At 55.7% G+C, this 22,686-nt stretch carries 20 protein-coding genes and 1 tRNA gene; 6 read left to right on the top strand and 15 right to left on the bottom strand.

What is annotated here, in order from left to right:
* Positions 1–86: 86 nt before the first annotated feature.
* The gene (nfsB, locus tag LJA86_RS01210; protein ID WP_024906901.1) at positions 87–740 is read left to right on the top strand and encodes an oxygen-insensitive NAD(P)H nitroreductase; all 654 of its coding nucleotides are present in this window, start codon (positions 87–89) and stop codon (positions 738–740) included.
* A 35-nt stretch (positions 741–775) separates the two neighbouring features.
* Here the strand turns inward: nfsB and LJA86_RS01205 are convergent, their stop codons facing one another.
* The 3 genes from LJA86_RS01205 to LJA86_RS01195 form a co-directional block, all read right to left on the bottom strand.
* Positions 776–1,063 (bottom strand): helix-turn-helix domain-containing protein, encoded by a 288-nt coding sequence (locus LJA86_RS01205; RefSeq protein ID WP_045909670.1) that lies wholly within the window; start codon positions 1,061–1,063, stop codon positions 776–778.
* Complete coding sequence (locus LJA86_RS01200; RefSeq protein WP_048026897.1) at positions 1,044–1,373, bottom strand: type II toxin-antitoxin system RelE/ParE family toxin; 330 nt, start codon at positions 1,371–1,373, stop codon at positions 1,044–1,046. Before LJA86_RS01200 ends, LJA86_RS01205 begins: the two co-directional genes overlap by 20 nt.
* Before the next feature lie 139 nt (positions 1,374–1,512).
* Entirely contained in the window at positions 1,513–2,382 is an 870-nt protein-coding gene (locus tag LJA86_RS01195; RefSeq protein ID WP_045909671.1) for a helix-turn-helix transcriptional regulator, read from the bottom strand.
* Between the two features lie 107 nt (positions 2,383–2,489).
* Between LJA86_RS01195 and LJA86_RS01190 the strand changes: the two genes are divergently transcribed.
* Complete coding sequence (locus LJA86_RS01190; protein WP_229225401.1) at positions 2,490–3,926, top strand: MFS transporter; 1,437 nt, start codon at positions 2,490–2,492, stop codon at positions 3,924–3,926.
* 65 nt (positions 3,927–3,991) lie between these two features.
* Positions 3,992–5,233 carry a mechanosensitive ion channel family protein gene (locus tag LJA86_RS01185; protein ID WP_229225399.1) on the top strand — a complete coding sequence of 414 codons (1,242 nt, stop codon included), beginning with the start codon at positions 3,992–3,994 and terminating at the stop codon, positions 5,231–5,233.
* A 134-nt stretch (positions 5,234–5,367) separates the two neighbouring features.
* On the opposite strand, the gene pheP is transcribed toward LJA86_RS01185, so the two are convergent.
* The 8 genes from pheP to LJA86_RS01145 form a co-directional block, all read right to left on the bottom strand.
* Positions 5,368–6,756 carry a phenylalanine transporter gene (gene pheP / locus LJA86_RS01180; RefSeq protein WP_045909674.1) on the bottom strand — a complete coding sequence of 463 codons (1,389 nt, stop codon included), beginning with the start codon at positions 6,754–6,756 and terminating at the stop codon, positions 5,368–5,370.
* Between the two features lie 103 nt (positions 6,757–6,859).
* Complete coding sequence (locus LJA86_RS01175; protein WP_229225385.1) at positions 6,860–9,043, bottom strand: TonB-dependent receptor; 2,184 nt, start codon at positions 9,041–9,043, stop codon at positions 6,860–6,862.
* A gap of 185 nt (positions 9,044–9,228) precedes the next feature.
* Positions 9,229–9,504, bottom strand: a complete 276-nt coding sequence (gene yahO / locus LJA86_RS01170; protein ID WP_021241596.1) for a DUF1471 family periplasmic protein YahO — start codon at positions 9,502–9,504, stop codon at positions 9,229–9,231.
* A 149-nt stretch (positions 9,505–9,653) separates the two neighbouring features.
* Positions 9,654–10,685 carry an ABC transporter ATP-binding protein gene (locus LJA86_RS01165; RefSeq protein WP_196364922.1) on the bottom strand — a complete coding sequence of 344 codons (1,032 nt, stop codon included), beginning with the start codon at positions 10,683–10,685 and terminating at the stop codon, positions 9,654–9,656.
* Position 10,686: 1 nt separating this feature from the next.
* Entirely contained in the window at positions 10,687–12,261 is a 1,575-nt protein-coding gene (locus LJA86_RS01160) for an ABC transporter permease (protein WP_045416623.1), read from the bottom strand.
* A 24-nt stretch (positions 12,262–12,285) separates the two neighbouring features.
* Complete coding sequence (locus LJA86_RS01155) at positions 12,286–13,302, bottom strand: iron ABC transporter substrate-binding protein (protein WP_048026887.1); 1,017 nt, start codon at positions 13,300–13,302, stop codon at positions 12,286–12,288.
* A 358-nt stretch (positions 13,303–13,660) separates the two neighbouring features.
* Entirely contained in the window at positions 13,661–14,491 is an 831-nt protein-coding gene (locus tag LJA86_RS01150) for a CPBP family intramembrane glutamic endopeptidase (protein WP_229225384.1), read from the bottom strand.
* Positions 14,492–14,593: 102 nt separating this feature from the next.
* Positions 14,594–14,670: transfer RNA gene (locus LJA86_RS01145), tRNA-Arg, on the bottom strand.
* A 278-nt stretch (positions 14,671–14,948) separates the two neighbouring features.
* On the opposite strand from LJA86_RS01145, the gene LJA86_RS01140 reads away from it, so the two are divergent.
* From LJA86_RS01140 to fimZ, 3 genes are all read left to right on the top strand, one after another.
* Positions 14,949–15,647: an EAL domain-containing protein gene (locus LJA86_RS01140; RefSeq protein WP_048030152.1), complete on the top strand. Its 699-nt coding sequence runs from the start codon at positions 14,949–14,951 to the stop codon at positions 15,645–15,647.
* A gap of 24 nt (positions 15,648–15,671) precedes the next feature.
* Complete coding sequence (locus LJA86_RS01135) at positions 15,672–16,400, top strand: helix-turn-helix transcriptional regulator (RefSeq protein WP_048225963.1); 729 nt, start codon at positions 15,672–15,674, stop codon at positions 16,398–16,400.
* Between the two features lie 800 nt (positions 16,401–17,200).
* Positions 17,201–17,833 (top strand): fimbria biosynthesis transcriptional regulator FimZ, encoded by a 633-nt coding sequence (gene fimZ / locus LJA86_RS01130; protein WP_008499339.1) that lies wholly within the window; start codon positions 17,201–17,203, stop codon positions 17,831–17,833.
* 51 nt (positions 17,834–17,884) lie between these two features.
* On the opposite strand, the gene sfmF is transcribed toward fimZ, so the two are convergent.
* From sfmF to fimC, 4 genes are read right to left on the bottom strand one after another with little or no spacing between them, the layout of a single operon-like run.
* On the bottom strand, positions 17,885–18,406 hold the full coding sequence (gene sfmF / locus LJA86_RS01125) for a fimbria assembly protein (protein ID WP_045909722.1): 522 nt from the start codon (positions 18,404–18,406) through the stop codon (positions 17,885–17,887).
* A 9-nt stretch (positions 18,407–18,415) separates the two neighbouring features.
* Complete coding sequence (gene fimH / locus LJA86_RS01120; protein ID WP_045909723.1) at positions 18,416–19,423, bottom strand: type 1 fimbria D-mannose specific adhesin FimH; 1,008 nt, start codon at positions 19,421–19,423, stop codon at positions 18,416–18,418.
* Entirely contained in the window at positions 19,416–21,977 is a 2,562-nt protein-coding gene (locus LJA86_RS01115) for a fimbrial biogenesis usher protein (RefSeq protein WP_229225383.1), read from the bottom strand. Before LJA86_RS01115 ends, fimH begins: the two co-directional genes overlap by 8 nt.
* 14 nt (positions 21,978–21,991) lie before the next feature.
* Positions 21,992–22,684: a type 1 fimbria chaperone FimC gene (gene fimC / locus LJA86_RS01110; protein WP_048030144.1), complete on the bottom strand. Its 693-nt coding sequence runs from the start codon at positions 22,682–22,684 to the stop codon at positions 21,992–21,994.
* Positions 22,685–22,686: the final 2 nt, after the last annotated feature.

Genomic DNA, 22,686 nt, shown 5'->3' with positions numbered 1-22,686 from the left:
ATTGCCCTTATCTTTTTCCCCGTCCCGCTGTAATCTGCTCATCTTTCGCGCCCGCACGCGGGCGAATTTCATCATCAGGAGTTGTTATGGATATCATTTCTGTTGCGCTGAAACGCCACTCCACCAAGGCGTTCGACGCAAGCAAAAAACTGACCGCTGAAGAAGCGGAAAAAATCAAAACCCTGCTGCAGTACAGCCCGTCCAGCACCAACTCCCAGCCGTGGCACTTCATTGTGGCCAGCACCGAGGAAGGAAAAGCGCGCGTGGCGAAATCCGCGGCAGGCACCTATGTGTTCAACGAACGCAAAATGCTGGATGCCTCTCACGTGGTGGTGTTCTGCGCGAAAACCGCGATGGATGATGCCTGGCTGGAGCGCGTTGTCGATCAGGAAGAAGCCGACGGTCGCTTCAACACCCCGGAAGCCAAAGCCGCGAACCATAAGGGCCGCACCTATTTCGCCGACATGCACCGCGTGGATCTGAAAGATGACGACCAGTGGATGGCGAAGCAGGTTTACCTGAACGTCGGCAACTTCCTGCTGGGCGTGGGCGCTATGGGTCTGGACGCGGTACCGATCGAAGGTTTCGACGCCGCGATCCTCGACGAAGAGTTTGGCCTGAAAGAGAAGGGCTTCACCAGCCTGGTGGTGGTGCCGGTTGGGCATCACAGCGTGGAAGATTTCAACGCCACGCTGCCGAAATCTCGCCTGCCGCTGAGCACGATTGTTACCGAGTGCTAATCCCTCCTGGCACGCTGGGTTCCGGCGTGCCTGTTTCAATAAAGCGTAATCTGCGGGTGTTTAATCCCACACACCAGCGCATAACGCGTTAACGTATCAAGGCTTGCCCGGGTAATATTCGCTTCCATTCTGGATACCGTGGGTGCGCTGACGCCCATCCGCTCAGCCACCTGCGCGCGCGTCAGGCCAGCATGGTCTCGCCATTGCGCCAGCATCTCTCGCAGGCGTTCCTTGCGCTCTTCTGCATCAAAAGAAGCCTGCACTTCTGAATTGCTTAACAGTTCCGCTCTGAGTTCATCCCAGTCAATAATCTTTTTGCTCATCCAACATCTCCTGTTGTCGTTTCAATGCCAGACGGAGTTCAGCAGAGGGTGTTTTTTGCGTTTTCTTGATAAATACCCGCAGCAGAAAAATTGTCTTTTCCCGCTGATAAACGTAGATCCCACGAGTGTGGATCAGCCCGACGGTTCTGATTTCAAACAAACCATAGGGTAAGGGTTTGCTGTCAGGTTCTCTCAGTACTGTCGGATTGGTGCGTAATTTATCAAGCTGTCGAATCAGCTTCGCCTGCACCCCAGCAGGCAGTGAGAGAATCTCTTCCCTTACCGCCTCATGAACGATAAGTCTGAACACGATATTTCATCCCTGTGAATATTAGCATATAAGGCAATTTGTATTAAAGGCTAATTTAGCTTTTCGTGTCCCACCTTATCCGTTTTTAACAGACAGAACCGGATCCGCTTTGATTACATGAAAGCCCCTCGCAAAAAACTTACTTTCCCTGCGCTGCCAGCCACTCCATCGCCCGCTCTCCCGCTTCATCCACCGGCAGATACACCAGCAGCCGCGATCCGTTTCGCGGCGCGGAATACCAGTACATCTGCTGCAGCGTAAAATCCCCCAGCTCGGGATGGGTAAACAGCTTGAGCTGGTTCTCCACGCCGCGCACGTCGTTGCGCTGGTGCCACAGGGTTTTGAACTCTTCGGACACCGCAAAGAAGCGCGCCAGTTTGGCCTCCCACAGTGGGTCACCCCGGTGTTCGGCCATCGCCGCCCGGAAATAGGAGACAAAGATGGGCAGCACGTCGTCGCGTCTGCCGAGGCGCGCGCGCCACGCCGGATGCGTGAGGAACAGATAAATACAGTTGCGATCTTCGGGAGGGATGTCATTGAAATCGACGCCCATCAGATGCCCGAAGCTGTCGTTCCAGGCCACAATATCGAAGTTCGGTTTTTGAATGCTCGCGGGTTTCGGCATCAGCGTATCCAGCAGGCGTCGGGTGCCTTCGCTGATGCCTTCACAGCAGACCGCCTGCGGTGCTTCACCCGGCGGCAAACCCGCTAACACAAACAGGTGCCGGGCCTCGGTCGGGGTGCATTGCAGCGCTTTTGCCACGGCCGCCATCACCGCGCTGGACGGATTGACGTCCCTGCCCTGCTCAAGCCAGGTGTACCAGGTCACGCCCACGTCAGCAAGCATCGCCACCTCTTCCCGGCGCAGACCCGGCGTGCGGCGACGACCGCTGCGCGGCAAGCCGAGACGCTGCGGATCGAGGCTTTCACGCCGGGCGCGTAAAAATGCCCCGAGCTGTTTTCGGGTGTCATCCTGAAGTGAGACGACAGGTTCAGACATCAGCGCCATAAATCCCCCTGCATGGTAGTGCCAGTACCAGTATAAGTAAGAACTGGTACCCGTTTATCTGATGGTAGATGCTACGACCATCTGTTGAATGACGCAATGGAGTTACCATGAATACGTCAGTTGTTTCACCGGGTCGCGCTGGCCTGATATTGCTGTTAACCGGCCAGATGCTGCCGATGATTGATACCTCAATCACCAACGTGGCGCTGGACGCCATTACCCATTCACTGCACGCTACCGCCACCGAACTGGAGCTCATCGTCGCGCTCTACGGCGTGGCCTTTGCCGTCTGCCTCGCGCTCGGCAGCAAGCTGGGGGATAATTTTGGCCGTCGCCGTCTGTTCATGTGGGGTGTGGCGAGCTTTGGCCTGGCCTCGCTGCTGTGCGGAATAGCGGGGAACATTGAACAGCTGCTCGCCGCGCGCATCGTTCAGGGCGCAGGTGCCGCACTGATCATGCCGCAAATTCTTGCCACGCTGCACGTGACGCTCAAAGGTACGGCGCATGCTAAAGCCATCAGCCTGTTCGGCGGCATCGGCGGGATTGCGTTTATCGTCGGGCAGATGGGCGGCGGCTGGCTGGTATCGGCGGATATCGCCGGGCTGGGCTGGCGTAACGCCTTCTTTATCAACGTGCCGATTTGTCTGGTGGTGCTGGCGCTGAGCCGCCGCTTCGTACCGGAAACCCGTCGCGAGACGCCGTCACGCATCGACTGGCCGGGTACCGTGTTGCTGGCCATCATGCTTTGCTGCCTGCTGTTCCCGATGGCGCTCGGCCCGCAGTGGCACTGGTCCTGGCCGCTGAAGGCAATGCTGCTCGCCCTTGTCCCGCTGGCCTGGCTGATGGCGCTGAATGCGCGCAAAAAAGAGCGTGAGAATGCCCACCCGTTGATCCCGCCGCGCCTGCTTGCGCTTCGCAGCGTGCGCTTTGGCATTCTGATTGCGATGCTTTTTTTCAGCGTCTGGTCCGGGTTTATGTTCTGTATGGCGCTGACCATGCAAACCGGTCTGGGGATGGCGCCGTGGCAGTCCGGGAACAGTTTTATCGCCCTGGGCGTGACCTACTTTGTTTCGGCGTGGTTCGCACCTCGGCTGATTGCCCGCTACAGCACCAGCACCATCCTGCTGACGGGTCTGGCGATCCAGATTACCGGCCTGCTGGCGCTGATCGCCACGTTCCGCGTTTGGGGCATGGAGAATACCACCCTGACGCTGGCACCCGCGACCGGACTGGTGGGCTACGGGCAGGCGCTGATCGTGAACAGTTTCTACCGTATCGGGATGCGCGACATTCAGCCTGATGACGCGGGGGCCGCGAGCGCTATTTTAAGCACCCTGCAGCAGGCCGCGCTGGGTCTTGGCCCGGCTATTTTTGGCGCCATTTTGCTGCACGCGCTTCAAAACCATCACGGGGATTACACCCAGGCGGTTAACGTCTTCCTCATGGTGGAAACAGCCATGATGGTGGTGCTGGCTCTGGCGACGCTGCGCATCCGCCATCGCCTGTGCCTGCCGGTGGTAAAGGCCTGCCAGACCGTCAAATAAGTTCGTGAATTTGCATAATAGATCCGCAGCCGCCATTATGGGGCTGCAAAAATACAGGAGACGTTATGCAGGAATTGATTGCTCAGGTTGAAGAGTTAGGCATTGAAATTAATCACACCACCTCTTTAGTGATTATCTTTGGTATTATTTTTCTTACCGCCATCATCGTTCATTTTATTCTACACAAAGGGGTACTTCGCGCATTCGAAAAACGCGCGCAGGCCAGCAGCCATTTATGGCTGCAGATCATCACCCAGAATAAATTATTTCACCGTCTGGCCTTTACCCTGCAGGGGATATTTGTCAACGTCCAGGCGGTACTGTGGCTGCAAAAGGGCAGCGAAGCGGCGGAAATACTCACCACCTGCGCGAAGCTGTGGGTGATGGTGTATGCCCTGCTCTCCTTCTTCTCGCTGCTGGACGTGATTTTCAATCTGTCGCAGAAAATGGCTACCGCGTCACAGCTGCCGCTGAAAGGGATTTTCCAGGGTATCAAGCTGGTGAGCGCCATCCTGGTGGGGATACTGGTTATCTCCCTGCTGATTGGCCAGTCCCCGGCGATTCTGATCAGCGGTCTGGGTGCCATGGCCGCCGTCCTGATGCTGGTGTTTAAAGACCCGATACTCGGACTTGTGGCGGGTATTCAGCTTTCTGCCAACGACATGCTCAAGCTCGGCGACTGGCTGGAGATGCCGAAATACGGTGCCAACGGCACGGTGACGGACATCGGCCTGACCACCGTGAAAGTGCGCAATTTCGATAATACGATTACGACCATTCCGACGTGGGCGCTGGTCTCCGACGCCTTTATCAACTGGAGCGGTATGTCGGCCTCCGGCGGGCGACGCATTAAGCGCAGCCTGAACATTGATACCACCAGCATTCATTTCCTCGACGAGCAGGAACAGCAGAAGCTCATTCAGGCGAAACTGCTGAAGCCTTATCTGGCCGCACGTCATGAGGAAATTAACCTGTGGAATCAGCAGAACGGTGAAGGGGAATCGGTATTAAACCTGCGCAAGATGACCAATATCGGCACCTTCCGCGCCTACCTGAACGAATATCTGCGCAACCACCCGCGTATTCGTAAAGATATGACGCTGATGGTGCGCCAGCTAGCGCCTGATGCGAATGGCTTGCCGATTGAAATATATGCCTTCACCAATACCGTGGTCTGGGCAGAATATGAGGAGATTCAGGCCGACATCTTCGACCATATTTTCGCGGTGGTGGATGAATTTGGTCTGCGTATTCACCAGTCGCCGACGGGGAATGATATTCGCTCGTTGACTCCTCAGCATCGGTGAGGTGGGTTGCCGGGTGGCGGCTTCGCCTTACCCGGCCTACTTTGATTTTGTAGGCCCGGTAAGCGAAGCGCCACCGGGCATGAAGGCAAGTGTGGTCTGGTGCCCTCTCCCACAGGGAGAGGGAGAAAACCGCGCTACTTTTTGCGCGAGAGCTTAAAAGCAATAAACAGGAACACCACCCACACCGGCAGCAGCATCGCCGAGAGGCGCATCTCATCCATGGTGCACATCAGCACCAGAATCAGCCCCAGGAAAGCGATACAGAGGTAGTTCCCCGCCGGGTAAAGCAGCGCTTTGAACTGCGTTTCGCGCCCCTTGCGGCGCATCGCGGCGCGGAATCGCAGGTGCGCCAGGCAGATCATGATCCAGTTCAGCAGCAGCGTGGCGACAACCAGCGCCATCAGCAGGCCAAAGGCCTCTTTCGGCAGCAGGTAGTTGATCAGCACCACCAGCGACGTGATGGCACCTGACAGTAACAAGGAGTTCACCGGCACACCGCGACGGCTGACGCGGGTTAAGAAGCGCGGTGCGTTGCCCTGAACGGAGAGGCCAAACAGCATACGGCTGTTGGAGTATACGCCGCTGTTATAGACCGACAGCGACGCCACCAGAATGACGAAGTTCAGCGCAGAGGCGACCACGTTGCTGTTCAGATCGTGGAAAATCATCACGAACGGGCTGCTGTCGGACTTCACTTCTACCCAAGGATAGAGCGCCAGCAGCACCACCAGCGAGCCGATGTAGAACAGCAGAATCCTGTACACCACCTGGTTAACCGCTTTTGGAATGCTTTTATGCGGGTCGCGCGCTTCAGCAGCGGTAATGCCAATCAGCTCCAGTCCGCCGAAGGAGAACATGATCACCGCCAGGGAGAGGATCAGCCCTTTCCAGCCGGTGGCGAGGAAACCGCCGTGCTGCCACAGGTTGTCGATCGTGGCGCGCTCGCCGCCGTGGCCTGAGAACAGCAGCCACAGGCCAAAGCCGATCATGCCGATAATCGCCAGTACCTTGATCAGCGCAAACCAGAACTCGGTTTCGCCATACAGGCGGACGTTGACGAGATTAACGGCGTTGATAATGATGAAGAAGGCCGCCGCCCAGATCCACGTCGGGACATCCGGCAGCCAGTACTGCATATAGATGCCTGCGGCGGTCAGCTCCGCCATCCCCACCAGCACGAACATCACCCAGTAGTTCCAGCCGGACAGGAAGCCGGCAAACGGGCCCCAGTATTTATAAGCAAAGTGCGCGAAGGAGCCTGACACCGGCTCTTCAACAACCATCTCGCCGAGCTGGCGCATGATCAGGAAGGCGATAATCCCGGCGATACCGTAACCCAGCAGCACCGCCGGGCCCGCCATCTGAATAGCGGGGCCGATGCCGAGAAAGAGCCCGGTACCGATTGCGCCGCCAAGGGCAATTAACTGAATATGTCGATTTTGCAAACCACGTTGCAGCGTCGGATTCTGATCCGACGAGGCTTCGGCGCTACCATGGCCTGAAGCGGATGACGCGTCTTTCACGTCCTACCCCTGTCTCTTTTTTAGAAGGGGCACGTTTTAACACTTCATGCTGGAGGTAGCAAGGGATTGGGGCATCCCTGCCCCGGATAACGAGATGGAACGCTTAGAATTCGTAGCCAACCGCGATCTTAAAGGTACGCGGTTCGCCCTGCGTGATGTAGGTACCGGAATCATCCACGCTGGCCCAGTAGTTTTCATTGGTCACGTTGTCGATGCCCGCGCGCACCGTCATCTGGTTTGCATTGTGGTTCACCGCGAAGCGATAGCGCATCCCCAGATCCAGCGTGGTGTAGCTGTCCAGCTTTTTGGTGTTTGCCAGGTCAGCGTACTGCGCACCGGAGTGGTTGACGCGGGCGGTCGCCGTCAGGCCATCAATCGGCTTGATGTCATACTCTGCACCCAATACAGCGTAAAAGTTCGGAATACCGATCGCATCGTTACCCTGATTGACACCATTTTTGGTTTTGGTCAGCTCGGCCTGCAGCCAGGTGGCGCTGGCGTTGAGGCGCATCCCGAGCATGGGTTCGCCGAAAATGTTCAGTTCCACGCCGCGGTTACGCTGTTCAGCATCCAGGCCATAGTGGCCGCTGTCATCGAGGATCGCCGACGGCATCTTGATTTCAAACAGCGCAAGCGATCCGCCTACGCGGCCAAAGTCCGCCTTTACGCCCACTTCGTTCTGCTTAGAGTGAACGATACCGGTGCTCTGGCCGTAGTTGGTGGCGGTATTAGGCGCGGTTTTGCCCGGCTGCAGCGCTTCGGTATGGTTAGCATAGAGGGAGATTTCCTCCCACGGCTTGTAGACCACGCCGTAGGTTGGCATCCAGCGGCTGCCGTCGAAGCCGTCTGCCGCGTTTTCCGCACCGGTAATTTTGTTATACCCGCGAATGACCACTTTCTGGTGGCGTGCGCCAGCGGTGAACAGCAGTTTGTCGTCCAGCACGCCCAGGGTATCGCTCAACAGCCAGCCCTGGGTACGGGTGCGTCCGCTGGTCAGCGGATCGCTGTACTTCCCGCCTGAACCGTTGAAGTTGCTGCTGTCCGGCATATCCACGCCGGTGTTGTGGTAGATGTTGGTCGTCGGGTTATCCTTCGTCGCCGACATTTTCCACGCAATTTTTTCGTTTTTGGTCATCGCCGAATAGCCAACGTTGACCTTGTGCGAGACGAAACCAGTATTGAAATTACCGCGAATGCCCGCCATGCCGCTGACGGAATCGCTGATGCGGTTGGTATCAAGGCGGCTGACCGTTGCCTTACCGCTTTTATCCACCAGCTTCGGCGCGCTGTAGATCCCTTCCTCGTGCGCGTGCTGCGCGCCAAGCCCGGTATAGGCGGTCCAGCCGTCGGTGATGTCGTACTCGCTGCGCCACATCCCGAACTCGTTTTCGATATTGCTGTAGGCCCACTTCTGCGAGAAGTTGCGATCGTTTTTTGGCGGTTCGGGCACGAAATCCACCGCCGAAATGTTGACGCTGGTTGGGCTGCCGTGGAAGGTTTTCTTCTGATAGCCCAGATCCAGCGAGGTGCGGAAGCGGTCACCGCTGTAATCCAGGCCGGTAGAGAGCAGCGTGGTGCGGCGGCGATCGTTCGGTATGCCGGTTTCCCCTTCGCGGTGCACCAGGTTCACCCGCGCGCCAAACTGGTCGTTGTCGCCGTAGCGACGGCCCGCATCCAGCGTGGTGCCAATTTGAGAATCTGAGGTGTAGTCGACGCCCACTTTCGCCTGCGGGAGTTCGCCCGCATGTTTTGGCTCAAGGTTGATCATCCCGCCCACGCCGGAGCTCGCCGCGCCGTTCATCAGGGCGTTTGCCCCTTTGAAGATCTCAATCCGCTCAACCATCTGCGTATCCACCACCTGCCGCGGCAGCACGCCGGACAGACCGCCAAAGGTCATGTCGTCACCGTCGAACTTCAGACCACGGATACGGTAGGTTTCCGCGCTGTTGCCGAAACCCTGGACGAACTGCACGCCCGCATCGTTGGCGACTACGTCAGCAATAGTTTTCGCCTGCTGATCTTCCACCAGCTTTGAGGTGTAGCTGATGATGTTGAACGGTACGTCCATGGCGTTCTGCTGGCCCAGCATCCCCATGCGTCCGCCGTTTGCCACCTGTCCGTCGAGGAAGGCCGGTACCAGCCGATCGCCACCGGGTTTGAACTCGCTGGCAGGCTTAGCCTGCACGACGAGAGTATCTTCTTTTTGATCGTCCGCTGCGAAGGCGGAATGTGTTACCGCGCCAACGGCGAGCGCCAGCAGCGTTTTGTGTATGTTGGTGTTGTTCATCGTTAACTCATTTGAAAGTGCGCGCAAAAATGACCCGTTGTCGGGCCTTAGAATGTATTGATAGCAATGCAAATGAGAACTATACGCATTATCTATGCGTTAGCAAGCGTAACTGCGAACAACAAGAAGAGATGGGGAGACAGGGTGAGGAACAACCACCCCGTTTCGGGGTGGCTGCAATGACGTTATTTTTTCTTGTAGATATTGGCCGTACCGTGAATTTTATTGTTGGTGTTCCCTGAGGTGAGCACCAGAACATCCGCGCCTTGCTTATCGGCTTTCTCAATCAGTTCTTTTTTTGCATCATCAACCGATACTTCATTTGAAGTGCTTACCGTACCGATTTTTTGATACTGAGACTCGACTTTTTTGAACTCATTTTTAGTCAGCAGTTGGGCAGCAAAAGCATTGGTCGTAAACAGTAACGCCGTTCCCAACAAAATAGCAGTCGTCTTTTTCATAACTTTTTTCCTTGAGATTAAGCAGCAACTACGAAAAACCTCACGCATTGTGGTGAGGTTTTATGAGCATGGTAGAGAATCTCAGGAAATGCCATAGGTTCAGGAAAATTGTTTTATAACAACCCTTTGCATGAAATTACTAACGAATATTAAGAATAGTCGAATACGCGCGCGGCGCCAGCAATATCAATGCGTACCGCCGTGCCCGGGTTCCATCCTGGCTGGCTGACGGTCTTCAGGGTCACGGGCTCGTGCTGCCCGGCGAGCCCAAGGGTGAGCGTCGACAGGTGGCCGGTAAAATCCACATCAAGAATGGAGATTGGGCTTTCATGTGAGGCACATGCCGTCACGCTAAGCTGCTCCGGGCGCAGCATCACTCTGCCCTGCCCTGTCGCCTGCGCGTTGTCCGTGGGCACCTCACCCAGGGCGCACAAGGCGTAGCCCGCGGTGAGCTGCGCAGGCAGGATTAGCGCATCACCAAGAAACAGTGCCGTCTCTTCGTCAACGGGACGGGTATAAACCTCATAAGGCGTCCCGACCTGCGTGAAACGTCCGGAACGCATGACGGCAACCTGCGTGGCAAAAGACAACGCTTCGTTCTGGTCGTGGGTGACCAGAATCGAGGCCACGCCCGCTTCGGCCAGCAGATCGGCCGTTGCCTTACGCGTCATCGCGCGCAGGCCGGTATCCAGCGCCGAGAACGGCTCATCCAGCAGCATCAGTGAAGGACGCTGGGCCAGCGCACGAGCAAGCGCCACACGCTGCTGCTGTCCGCCGGAAATCTCGTGGGGCCAGTGCGTGGCGAGCTGCCTGTCCAGCGAGACCATCTCCATCAGCGCCTCAACGCGCTGGCGCTTCTCGTGGCGGGTCCCGTCCAGCCCCCAGGCAATGTTGTCTGCCACGTTGAGATGCGGGAACAGCGCGCCCTCCTGCGGCACAAAACCGATCCCGCGCTGGTGGGCAGGGACAAAACGGTTTTCATCAAACAGCGTTCTTCCCTGCATGACAATACGTCCGGTGTCGGGCGTCTCAAACCCGGCAAGAATACGCAGCAGCGTGGTTTTCCCTGACCCCGACGGCCCGACAATGGCCGTTCTGCTCCCCGGCGCAACGCTCAGGTTTAAGCTGTCGAGCACCTGCACATCAGCAAACGATTTAGAAATGGCGGTTAATTCAAGCATGTCATAGCCCTGCAATTTTCTTCGACTGCATATAGAGAATGGCGGTCAGCGGGAGGGAAATCAGGATCATCAGCATCGCGTAAGGTGCCGCTGCCACATAATCAATTTCGCTGGTCAGTGCCCAGAATCCGGTGGAGAGCGTGCGCGTGCCCAGGGGAGAGAGCAACAGCGTGGCGGTCAACTCGTTGCTGACGCCGAGGAAAACCAGCGCGGCTCCCGCCGCCGCACCCGGTGCGGCAAGCCGCATCGTGACGCTCCAGAGCGCCTTCGCGGGCGTGCTGCCAAGGCTGCGCGCCACGTTTTCCAGCTCAACCGGTGCCTGCGCAATTCCCGCCCGCAGGTTGATAAGCGCACGGGGCATAAACATCAGCAGATAGGCAAGGAACAGGGTTATTTCCGTCTGGTAAATGGGACGGGCGTAGTGAATGGTGACGGTGACCAGGGCCAGCGCCGTGACAATGCCCGGCAGCGAACTGGTGATATAGATGCACCCTTCCAGCATCCGGAAGATACGATGCGGATAGCGGATACCGAGCCACGCAATGGGGATCACGCACGTCGTCGTCAGCAGCGCGCCGCCCACGCCGAGCATCAGCGTCTGGCGCAGCGAGTGCCAGAGATCGGCGCTCATCCAGTTTTCCACACCGCCGAGCCAAATCCAGCGACACAGGACAACTAACGGCACGCCCAGCGCCAGCACGATCAGCACGATGAAAAACAGCTGCCCCAACGCGGCAGCCGCAGGCTTCAGCGGCCAGCGTTTCTGTTCGCGCGCGGCACCGGCGCCAATGCGCGCGTAGCGTGCCTTTCCACGCGTCACGCCTTCCAGCACTAAGATAGCCAGGCAGCATAACGCCAGCACGCCCGCCAGCATGTTTGCTGCCGGGCCGCTGAAGGTAGACTGAAACTGGTCATAAATTGCCGTGGTGAAGGTATCAAAGCGGATCATCACGTACAGGCCATATTCCGCCAGCAGGTGCAGCGCCACCAGCAGCGCGCCGCCGCAGATAGCCAGCTTGAGCTGGGGCAGCACCACGCGGAAAAAGACCCGCCACGGCGGGGTGCCGAGCGATGCGGCCACATCTTCGAGCGTCGGGTCAAGGCGGCGCAGCACCGCCGCAACCGGCATGTAGATAAAGGGATAGTAGGCCAGAACGGAGAGAAACACCCCCGCGGAGAGCCCGTGCATGGACGGAACAACGCTCACCCAGGCATAACTTTGCACAAACGCGGGGATCGCCAGCGGGGCGACCGCCAGTGCAGACCAAATTCCACGACCGGCAAGCTGCGTGCGCTCGGTGAGCCAGGCTATCGCCACGCCCGTCACGATACACAGCGGAACCGCTAAAGCCGTCAGCCACAGCGTGTTGCTGAGCAGCTCAGCCACACGCGGGCGAAACACCAGCGCCTTTATCGTTTCCCAGCCCGTCTCAATGCCAATGGCAATGATAAAACCCAAAGGCAGAAGCGCCAGTAATGAAAACAAGACAGCTAACGCAACCATCGGCAGTGCAGGACGCCTGCGGGCAGGCTCCTGCACTCTGTTTTTTCCGATGTCGAGACTCAGACCAGACATAAGACGTTCACTTCACTCTCAGGATCACAGCAGACCGGCTTGCGTCATCAGCTCGATAACTTTCTTACTGTTGAGCGTTGAAGGTTCAACTTTCGGCGCATCAAGATCTTTCAGCGGAACCAGTTTCGGGTTAGAGGCCGCGTTCACACCCACGGCGTATTCAAAGGCGTTGTTGGTACGCAGACTTTCCTGACCTTCTTTGCCGGTAATGTATTTGATGAAGGCCTGCGCCTGCGCTTTGTGTTTGCTGGACGCCAGCACGCCACCGCCAGAAAGGCTTACGAACGCGCCCGGGTCCTGGTGTTTGAAGTAGTAGAGCTGGGTGTTTTTGCTGTTTTCACCGGTTTTGGACTGATCGACAAAGCGGTAGTAGTGATAAATCACCCCGCCATCAATCTGACCAGCATTGACCGCTTTCATCACAGTGCTGTTACCTTTATAGGCAACGAAGTTGGCTTTCATCGCCTTGAGCCATTCCAGGGTGGCTTTTTCGCCTTTCAGGGCCAGCATCGCGCTCACGATGGCCTGGAAATCCGCGCCTGAAGGAGATGCCGCCCAGCGGCCTTTCCACTCGGGTTTCGCCAGATCCATCAGCGATTTAGGCAGCTGCTGTTCGCTCAGCTTCGCCGGGTTATAGACGAATACGGTGCTGCGGGCGGCAATGCCGATCCAGCGGCCGTGCGCCGGACGATACTCTGCCGGTACCTGCTTCAGAGTGTCGGCATCCAGCGGTGCAAACAGGTTGGCGTTATCCACCAGCACCATGGATGGCGAGTTTTCCGTCAGGAATACGTCTGCCGGCGATGCGCTACCTTCCTGAACCAGCTGGTTACCCAGCTCGCTGTCATCACCATTACGCAAAGTCACTTTAATCCCGGTTTCTTTGGTAAAACCGTCAACCCACGACTTCACCAGGTTTTCATGCTGCGCGTTATAGACAACGATACCGTCGTTGTTATCGGCGGCAACCGATTGTGTGGAAAGGAAAAGGGATGAAGACAACAAGGCAAGCGAGAAGCAGGACAGCAGGCGAGAATTCATGAACATATCCTTAATAGACCAACGGGAGTAACCACTCATAGCTTTGTGGGACAGGATTAAAGCATACAACAACGCTAATGATAATTAGTATCAATCCAGTTTACGCGTAAAAGTGTAAAATTTCTTTTTAGCAGATTTTGTAATGATAAAAATCCAAATTTTAATGCGAGATAATTTCTAGATTAAGAAAACCTTAAGCCTGCCAACAACGAAATTCATTAGCCTTCTATTCATTATGGCGCGAAGGTAAATCTGTTATTCGCGCTTCCGGCAGATATAAAAAAGCCCCGATATTGCGGGGGCTTTTTATGCTTATCCGGAGGTAGCTAAATTTATTAGGCTACTCATTTAAAAAGCATTACATAGCCGTATGAGGGGCATACACAGGATAGGTGAAGAACAATAAATGCACGCAATTCAGCCCAAAATGGAATAACGTTGCAACCCAGAGCCTGCCGCTCCACATCCACGCCAGGCCGTAAATAATGCCGGCGAGGCTGGCAAAAATAATCAGTAGTAAACCGCCGCTATAATGCATCAGCCCAAAGATGACTGAGGCAATCAACAACGCCACGACAGGGTGAACGATCCGGGACAAGCGCTGCTGCAGATAGCCTCTGAACAGGGCTTCCTCGGCCAAAGAGACGAAGAAAATATTCGCAAGGGCAAATTGCGCGAACCATTCTGGCGCATGTGGTTCAATTCTCAGCCCGCCCAACGCCACAGCCAGAAGTAACAGCGCGGGTACCGCAAGTACCAATATTCCCCAGCTGAGCTTGCCAATTTTATAGAGGGGTTTTGCTACGAATAGCGTTGGCATGCACGTAATTAAAAAGAACGGCACCACCGCCTTGTCCATATTAAAGTACATACTGAACGGTATGCTTTGCGGACCAACGACGACAGCATCCAGCACTTTGGGATTATGGAAGCCCGGGAGCACATGCATAACCAGGGCAACGGCGATGACCACGCACAGGCCTTCAATCAGATAAGTATATTTATCATCTTTATTACGTAGCCATTCAACAACAGACCAGCCAATAACGATTGATGCAATAACCAGCAGCGCCGGGGCGTCAAGAATGCTCTGTTTCCAGCCGAGAAATGCCGTTAATCCCAGCAGCAGGTAAGCCAGGCTTTTATTAAGGGAAAGTGCGGCAAGCGAAATTGCGAGTAGATACCACATAAATGTCCTTCATGACCGATAAATTTTAGGGTCGATGTCCCAAATATGTCCCACAACGGAAATCAGGAGGATGTGAGTGAGGCGTAACTCTATGAAATGAAATGGCACGCCCTGTAGGATTCGAACCTACGACCTACGGCTTAGAAGGCCGTTGCTCTATCCAACTGAGCTAAGGGCGCACTGAGAAGCGTGTACTTCGCGGCGGTGAAACGCGAAGAATTATACGGTCAATGGCAGGTGAGTCAATGCCTTTTCCGTTTTAAGGAGCAATTACCGCTAGCCGATTGTAAATACGGCTATTTTCTCAACATTTATCCCCGTTTTACCGTAAAATTTAGCGCTGCGAAAAGGCTTAGTTGCATTTAAGTAACGCCTGCTGTTTTCCTGTACGTCAGCTCGTCACACTAGAGGCAGGTATCCCGGCCGCCTGGAGGCTGACAGACAACAGGACAATGGAGTGACAGCGCAAAACCTGATCGATACGCCCCCCCGGTTACAGTACCTATCTCAGGACATCGTCGGCATTAAGCTTGAGCCCATCGTCGCCCTTACCTCCTTGCGCCAGGTTGGCGTCGAGGTCCTTAGCGTTCTGGCCGACACGCGGCACAGTGAGGACTTTTTTTGCGATCGGTCCGCTGAGTGGTCGATAACGCTGCTTGAAGCGCAGCTTGCCACGTTAAAAAATACGCCGCACGGTCATAACCTTTTTATTAATCTGCCGATAACTGTCCTGACAGAGCCTGCGTCCTTTCAGCGTCTTATCAGACTCCCCTGCGTGCCGCTCAATATTGAGTTTGTCGACCCTGCGGCTTTTTTGGCGCTGTCTGTCGCGCGCAAGCAGCATGTGGTTCAGAATCTGCAGCAGCTGAGCAGACGGGGGCACGCAATCTGGCTGGATGACATCGATGACGTCTTAGTGCAGTCGTTTTTATCCTGTCGACTCCCGTTAAGCGGCATCAAAATAGACAAGGAAGCATTCTGGCGTTTACGCGACACCCCTGCGCTGAGGCACCTGGTTTCCCTTTGCTTTCAGCTTGCCGGGAAAGTGCTTATCGAAGGTATTGAGACTGAACGCGATCGTACCTGGGCACTGCAGGCAGGCGCAGACTTCGGCCAGGGATATTACTGGCCGTCCTGGACATGGCCGGAGGATTAAAACGCCATTTCCAGGAGGGAGACCATGCGAATGACAGTGCGCCGTTACCGGCGGCGGCGTACAGGAAGTGATGCACTGGGATTTACGCGCTCACCTTTTGCTCCCCCCTTTTTCGACCGGCTCGAATTCTTGAGCCAGTCCATCAGCCAGCCCCGCAAAACAGACGCCCCGTTTATCCTTCTGGTGACGGAGGATCACTATCTGCGCACCGGTTTTCTCAACGGGCAGTTCCCGCTGAGCAGCTGCTGTGACTACGCCACGCTGGATGACGCCCTTGTCGCGCAGACGCAGTGGCCCTCTGCCCGTCTGGTCGTGGATATTGAAAGCCGGTCCACGGGGCTTCTGGAGAAACTGGATCAGTTGAGACGCCACAGCCTGTTTCCGCCTTTCCTTACGCCCTGGCTGTTAGTCCGGGCCGATAATTACGACACTCGCCTCTTCTGCAAAGCGGCGGGTCCTTTTCATGTGCTCGAACGCCAGCTGAACGCCGCAGCACTCCAGCACAGCCTGCTGGATACTCGCCCCCCACAGGGCTCCGACAAAGACTGGTTCTCCCGCAACGAATGGCCGATCCTGCAGGAACTTTCCCGGGGCAAGACGTTACGTCAGATTGCCCTTATGCAGAATCGTCCCTATAGCCGCATTATCTATCGTCTCAGCTGCATCCTGGTGAAACTGGGGCTGAGTCATCGGCAGGAATTACTTCACCTTCTTAATAACCTCTCAGACTGCACGTTTACACTCACGTCCTAACCCCTTATTTCCTAAAGCGCTTTAGGAATTTACTTACCATTTGTGTTTCAAAAATGTTAATTTTTAACAATAAAGTCGAAATTATAACTATTCCTAATTTATGGCCGCGAACCTTGCGAAATGCCACAAATTGAACGAACGGCAGCACTTTCCTCCATCCGTTAAGTGAATGCAGACAGCGTTAACAAGATGATAATGATGTAAAAACAAGCAGGTTAGCGGGAACGCTCAGGAGGAAAAAGCGAAGCGGATAGCATGTTCTCCTGTGCATGAGATGTGGGCCTTCGGGTCAACCTGCGCGCTTTCAGATGAAGGTCTGACGGCCTGCGAGGGCAATTGTTGTCCTCATCAGCGTGGGTTTGTCCCCCTGAATGATGCGTATTTTTGTTAACAATTGATCAACATAAAGAGATATGTGTTATTTTTTGTTATTACATAAAGATGAAAATATGCGGTAAATGAGATAACAGGATATTTCCGCTAAATTTAAAAAAATAGCGATTCAGATCCAGAAGATAATACAAACCCATAAGCGGATATTAATTTACAGGGTTTTCGGAAAAAACTTACCCTGTATAATAAGATGCGTACCAAATCTGAATAAGAAAAACCTTTTTGCCAACACCAGCCAAATGAGATGACCGCGCTGAGGCATAGTTCTTTTCATTACGTAAACAAGGATGCTTTCGCTCTTTCCAGGGAAATACTACGGTATAGGGATCTGCACATTATATCCTTCCGGCATTTCGAGAGTTTTACCAAACTCTGCATAACGCTTTTAACAATCTGAGGCATTAAAAATGAAACCGGCATCCGTTATCATTATGGACGAACATCCTATCGTCAGAATGTCGATAGAAGTCCTGCTACAGAAAAATAAGAATATCACAGTCAAGCTCAAGTCTGGCGATAGCCATGAAGTTCTTGACTGTATCCGTAATCACCCTATCGATCTGGTGATCCTTGACATTGAACTCACGGGCACGGATGCTTTCGCTTTACTCAAGAGAATCAGAAACTTAAACAAAGACATTAAGGTTCTGTTCCTCTCGTCTAAATCAGAGTTATTTTACGCGGGTCGCGCTATTCGCGCCGGGGCAAATGGCTTCGTCAGTAAACGTAAAGATTTGGGTGAGATCTACAACGCCGTAGAAATGATCCTGATGGGCTATTCCTTTTTCCCGTCGGAAACGCTGAACTTTATAAACCATTTGGGTTCAGGGAAAGGGATGGCTGTCGATATGCCATTATCGAATCGCGAGGTCACGGTATTACGGTATCTGGCGAATGGATTATCCAATAAGGAAATTGCTGAACAGCTACTATTAAGCAACAAAACCATTAGCGCGCATAAATCCAATATTTATTCCAAACTGGGTGTGCAAAGCATCGTGGAATTAATTGATTACGCCAAAGCGCACGAGCTGCTTTAACCTGAATTCACTCCCTGCAGCTTATCTGAGCTGCAGGGAGTGCGGTCAGTGCTAATTATAGTTAATCATAAAGGTGGCATCCGCATCGGCTCGTCCGGGCTGAGGGTTATCTGCAGTGGCAATATAATTGGCATAAAACGACAATGTTGCATTCCCCTGCGCATCAACCGAGACCGGCTGGCTGGCCTGCTGGAGAGCCAGACGCGTTTTATCCGCATCCCTGATCTCTACCGCAACACGGCTCGCTGTACTGGCGTCGTTCAGCGCCAGCAATCCGTTATTGCTCCCGTCGGCTTTGCCCGAAAACGTAATGGACGCCGCCCCCGGCGGACAGCCGGTCAGCTTCAGCGTAAACGGCATGGGCTGCGTGCGGCTCCCGGTCGTGCTGAGCTGTTTCGTGGGCCAGGTGCCCAGCGTAACGGTCTTGTCGCTGTCGCTCCCCTCGGCAACGCAGGTAAAATCGACAATGTTGCCGTAGAGCCGAATGTTAATTTCGCCCAGCGCGGTGTCCGCCTGAGCCTGTGTGCAAAGCGCAAAAAGCGCCACGGTGATAAAACGGATCCCATTTCGCATATCGGCTCCTTAGTCGTAATCCACACGCAGATACCCGCGCGAGGTAAAACGCCCTTCCGCTGGCTTATTGCCCGTCACGCTCACCGGCCAGACCCGGATCCCGACCTGCGCCTGCGCGCTGTCGTCGAGGCGGAACGGAATTTTGCTTGTCAGGTTGTTAGGCGTCAGCGGCGCCCCGCTCTCGTTAGCGATGATAAACCCGACGTCCGGGTTATCCGACACCAGCACATTATCAGAGACTTTTTCCGCCTCAACGCGCATCGTCAGCATGGCGTTCGCCTCCACGTTGGTGCATTTGATCGCAATGGTTTTGCTTTGCGATGAGACCCCCTCCGGTTTGTTACCTACACCCGCCTTGCTGAACAGGGAGGCGCCAATGTCACCGAAATCAAACTCCACCACGTTCCCGGCGTTGATGGCGCAGCTTTGCGGCACCTGGATGGTACCGCTGTAGCTGATGGTATAGACCGGCGTGGTGAGCGGATCGGAGGAGGTGGTGGTGACGTAAACGCGGAACATGGTGGCGCGCGGGATCACGACCATGTTAATAAAACGCCGGGTCACCTTAAGGCGGAAGACAAGGCTGGAGTCCTGCACGCCAAACGGTTTGTTTTTCGAGACGTTAGGGTGGCTCCCCATCTGGATATAGTTTTTGGGCGGATAAAACACGCCAGCATAGCTGTCCGTGATTTTCATGGCCCCGTCCAGATAGTCGTTAAGCTTCAGATACTGATAGCCATCGCTCGTTCCCGTTACCGGGTAGTCGGTCACATAGCTACGCTTGGTGGTATTCCCGACGGTGCCCTTCGGGCAGACGGCATTCACCCCTACCCACTGCGACTTCTCGCTGAGCGTCACGACCTGTCCAATCTGGTTATTCGAGCTATTGAATTTATCCGTCAGGTCGTAATGCACCTCCGTCGGCACGCCCTTTTCATTGACGCACACGGTAGCGAATGCGTTTGTCGCAGGCAGTAACGCCAGAAGCGACAAGGCAAAGATGTGGGTTTTATTCACAGCGAATCCCCTTCAGTGTGATTGCCTGTTGCAGGCTCTTTTCAGGCAAGCTGTATGGCGCGCGACACTGGGACTGCGCCCCGTCGCCCCACTGGATCAGCAGTTCGCCTTCCAGCGGCAGCCCGCTCAGGTAAATTTGCCCGTCATCCCCCACCATGCTGGTGACACCGCTCCGGGTCTCACGGACCACCGCGCCGAACGGCACGGGCTGGTTACCGCGCATCACCGTCAGCAGGGCGCGCACGCCAATGCGGGTATCAAAGCTGGCGCGCACCAGCGCGCCTTTGGTCGGCACCACGCTGCTCACGTTGTTTTCGATGTCGGTGTTGTTGCTCATGGTGTTGGTATCCAGCGCCACGCGGTTATAGCGGTAGACGGTGGCATACGGCATTACCGCGTAGCCTCGCCAGTCGGTTCTCACGCCGGTCTGGTTTTCGACGCTGACGCCGGATGCCCCCGGGGCTTTGATCAGCACGTTGGTGTCGCCCAGCGGCTGGCTGAAGGTCACGCCGTCGGCATGACCGACGACCCCGCCGGAGAGCTGCCAGTTAAGATCGTGCTGATCGTCGCTGTAGTTGTAGCCCACGCCCAACGTGCCGTAGGTCGCCTGCCAGTTGGCGCTGGCGCTTCCGCTTGCGCCGTTGGTGCTGGTGTGTCCCTGGGTCACGCTGTAGTTCAGGTTGCGGTCCTCCAGCAGCGTGCCGCTGACGCCGGTTTGCCAGCTCGTGTCGCCATCGCTGTTCCGGCTGGCGGAAGCCGTGGCATAGGCGCGGTCAATCGCGCTGTCCCGACGATAGCCCTGGCGAGTAAAGATACTGAACGGCACGGAGACGTTAAACGACGCGATCCGGTCGGTGCCGTCGATCCCGACGGATTTGTTCCACGACCACGAAACGGAGTAGTTGATCCCCTTCACGCCCCCCGCGTAGCCCAACTGGTACCAGAGGTTCGACTCGTCGGTTCCCCAGTAGGTCTGCTCGCTGCCGGAGATATAGATCGAGCCGTAGTCCCCCAGAGACTGAGATACGTTGAGCTGGAAACGGCCTTTTTTATTCCACGTCAGGTTGTGATAACTCTGCACGTCCGGCACGCCGTCATTATCCTGGCTGTCGGCATACTGATAGCCTTCCATTGAGCGCCAGGCCACATCGTCCAGGGTGTAAAATCCTTTTGTGGAGTAGCGGTAGCCCAGCAGCTGGAAGTTGGTGCCGAAACCGTTAAGGGATTTCGCATAGAGGAAGCGCAGAGACTGCCCTTCATGCTTGCTGTCGTCCGCGAGCTGGCTGCGGGCGTGGGTGATATCGAGCGAAACCGCGCCCCAGTCGCCCAGGTTTTTTCCGGCCCCGACGGCGACCGCGGTATAGCGTGAGGCCAGCTGCGTTCCGCCGTAGAGCGTAAAGCCGTTGGCAAGTCCGGTAATCAGGGTGCCCTGGGTGAAGAACGGCGTGTCCTGATCGCTGTTACCGCTGCGGTAATCCCCCGCGACGAGGTCATACTTCCAGCGCCCTTCGCGCTGCAGAAGCGGCACGGTGGAGTACGGCACGGTATAGCGCTGCTGGCTGCCGTCTTTCTCTTCCACCGTCACTTCCAGGTCACCGCTTGAAGAGGTGGGGTTGAGATCGGTAATCGCAAAGGCGCCCGGCTGCACATAGCTTTGATAGATCACGTAGCCATTCTGACGGACCACCACTTTGGCGGGCGTGCGGGCGATCCCGCGCACGGTGGGCGCGTAGCCCTGCAGGCTGTCCGGATACATGCTGTCAGACGAGAAGAGCCGTCCGCCGCGGAACCCCATGCTGTCGAAGACGTCATTGCCGGTATTGCTGTCGCCCAGGACCAGTTCGCTTTTCAGCGGGATCACGGTGCGCTGTGCCCAGGTGCCAATATTCTGCCACTCGCTGTGTCGCTGCCCGTTGGTCTGCGTGTATCGCCATGCGCCGTTGTTACGCAAGCGCCAGGCGCCATAGTTCAGACCGCTCTGCAGGTTGAGATAATAGCTGTCGTCTTCGCTGCCCCGGTTGCCGGAGAAGCTGTAGTTCAGCAGCGCGGCGGGAATGCCCTCATCCCACTGTTCAGGCGGAATGTAGCCCCGGGCGCTGTTCTGTAATGCCACCTGCGGCAGGCTGACGTTCAAACGCTGTGAGGCAAAGTTAAATACCGTTTCGCTGCCGGGAATGGCCGTGGTCAACGGGACGCAGGTCTCGCCCTGGACCTGAGCCAGCTCGGGAAACGCCGCGACGTTGACGCCAAAGCGGTCGAGCATCGCCCGCGTAATACACGGCGATAACCCGCCCGCCACCGGCGGCGTGTTCTCAGCCTGCTCAAAACGCACGTCCTGAGTTCCGATAAATTCATCGTTACGCCAGATATCCACGCGATAAACGCCGGGCGCCTGCTGGTGTCCTTGTTCAAAACGCGACAAATCCGCCACGCTGGCGGTGTCGTCGGACAAAAAGGCCGGGTTGAAATAGCTTTCGCTCCAGCCAGCCTGTGGCCAGAGCGCAGCCATCAGCGCCAGCGCAACCGGGCAGTAACGTCTCTGGTGGTTTTTCATCGCCCTGACTCTGCTCACAGGTTGACGCTACGCGCCGGCGTGATGGCACCGTAGTCATTCACGCTCTGCCAGGAGAGCGTGCCGCTGGCACCGGCTGGCAGTACCTGCTGAGCCGCGCTTTTCGGCGCAACCATCAGGTTATCCAGCGTCTGACCGCCCAGCTTAAGATTGACGAGGGTGATGTAATACGGGGATGCGTTGCTGACTTTGAGATGGTTGCCGGCGCGCTCAAACCGCAGCTGGGAAAGCGCCTCTTCTGGCTGCATCGCCAGGTTGTTCGGTCGCACAAACAGCTTGATGCGCGAGAGAATAGCCAGCTGCAGCACGTTATTGTTTTCCGTTTTGGCTTTGTTCACTGACGGGATCGCTTTCACGTTCATGTAAAACAGCGATTCACGGTCGGCAGGCAGCGCAGGCCCGGCGTAAATAATGCGCAGCGTGTTTTCACTGTCCGGCTCGCTAACAAACAGGGGCGGCGTGACGGCAAACGTTTTTTCTTTTTGCCCGTTTGCATTTTCGATCCACGCGTTAATTAAATAACGTTCCTGTTTATTGCTGTTGGTGATTGCCAGCGACGTTTGCTTCGCCTCTGCGGGATAAATAACGCGGGTGGCTCCCAGCGCAATACCGCCGGATGCATTCGCGCATGCAGAAACCATCATTAAAATAAACGATAAAAAAAGTCCTGGTTTAATTAGGGTATTCATCA

This window comes from Enterobacter sp. TCD1-1, assembly GCF_020567405.1.
Taxonomy (GTDB): Bacteria; Pseudomonadota; Gammaproteobacteria; order Enterobacterales; family Enterobacteriaceae; genus Enterobacter; species Enterobacter quasiroggenkampii.
The sequence above is the reverse complement of the archived record's forward strand: the minus strand, read 5'-3'. Positions and strand labels throughout refer to the sequence as shown.

What these genes read in the sequence shown, in the direction of transcription:
- LJA86_RS01165 (WP_196364922.1), bottom strand. Translation starts at nt 10,685, where the DNA reads ATGCTTGAATTAACCGCCATTTCTAAATCGTTTGCTGATGTGCAGGTG.
- LJA86_RS01135 (WP_048225963.1), top strand. Translation starts at nt 15,672, where the DNA reads ATGCGAATGACAGTGCGCCGTTACCGGCGGCGGCGTACAGGAAGTGAT.
- LJA86_RS01150 (WP_229225384.1), bottom strand. Translation starts at nt 14,491, where the DNA reads ATGTGGTATCTACTCGCAATTTCGCTTGCCGCACTTTCCCTTAATAAA.
- LJA86_RS01185 (WP_229225399.1), top strand. Translation starts at nt 3,992, where the DNA reads ATGCAGGAATTGATTGCTCAGGTTGAAGAGTTAGGCATTGAAATTAAT.
- fimZ (WP_008499339.1), top strand. Translation starts at nt 17,201, where the DNA reads ATGAAACCGGCATCCGTTATCATTATGGACGAACATCCTATCGTCAGA.
- LJA86_RS01175 (WP_229225385.1), bottom strand. Translation starts at nt 9,043, where the DNA reads ATGAACAACACCAACATACACAAAACGCTGCTGGCGCTCGCCGTTGGC.
- LJA86_RS01195 (WP_045909671.1), bottom strand. Translation starts at nt 2,382, where the DNA reads ATGGCGCTGATGTCTGAACCTGTCGTCTCACTTCAGGATGACACCCGA.
- yahO (WP_021241596.1), bottom strand. Translation starts at nt 9,504, where the DNA reads ATGAAAAAGACGACTGCTATTTTGTTGGGAACGGCGTTACTGTTTACG.
- nfsB (WP_024906901.1), top strand. Translation starts at nt 87, where the DNA reads ATGGATATCATTTCTGTTGCGCTGAAACGCCACTCCACCAAGGCGTTC.
- LJA86_RS01190 (WP_229225401.1), top strand. Translation starts at nt 2,490, where the DNA reads ATGAATACGTCAGTTGTTTCACCGGGTCGCGCTGGCCTGATATTGCTG.
- LJA86_RS01160 (WP_045416623.1), bottom strand. Translation starts at nt 12,261, where the DNA reads ATGTCTGGTCTGAGTCTCGACATCGGAAAAAACAGAGTGCAGGAGCCT.
- LJA86_RS01155 (WP_048026887.1), bottom strand. Translation starts at nt 13,302, where the DNA reads ATGAATTCTCGCCTGCTGTCCTGCTTCTCGCTTGCCTTGTTGTCTTCA.
- sfmF (WP_045909722.1), bottom strand. Translation starts at nt 18,406, where the DNA reads ATGCGAAATGGGATCCGTTTTATCACCGTGGCGCTTTTTGCGCTTTGC.
- fimC (WP_048030144.1), bottom strand. Translation starts at nt 22,684, where the DNA reads ATGAATACCCTAATTAAACCAGGACTTTTTTTATCGTTTATTTTAATG.
- LJA86_RS01205 (WP_045909670.1), bottom strand. Translation starts at nt 1,063, where the DNA reads ATGAGCAAAAAGATTATTGACTGGGATGAACTCAGAGCGGAACTGTTA.
- LJA86_RS01115 (WP_229225383.1), bottom strand. Translation starts at nt 21,977, where the DNA reads ATGAAAAACCACCAGAGACGTTACTGCCCGGTTGCGCTGGCGCTGATG.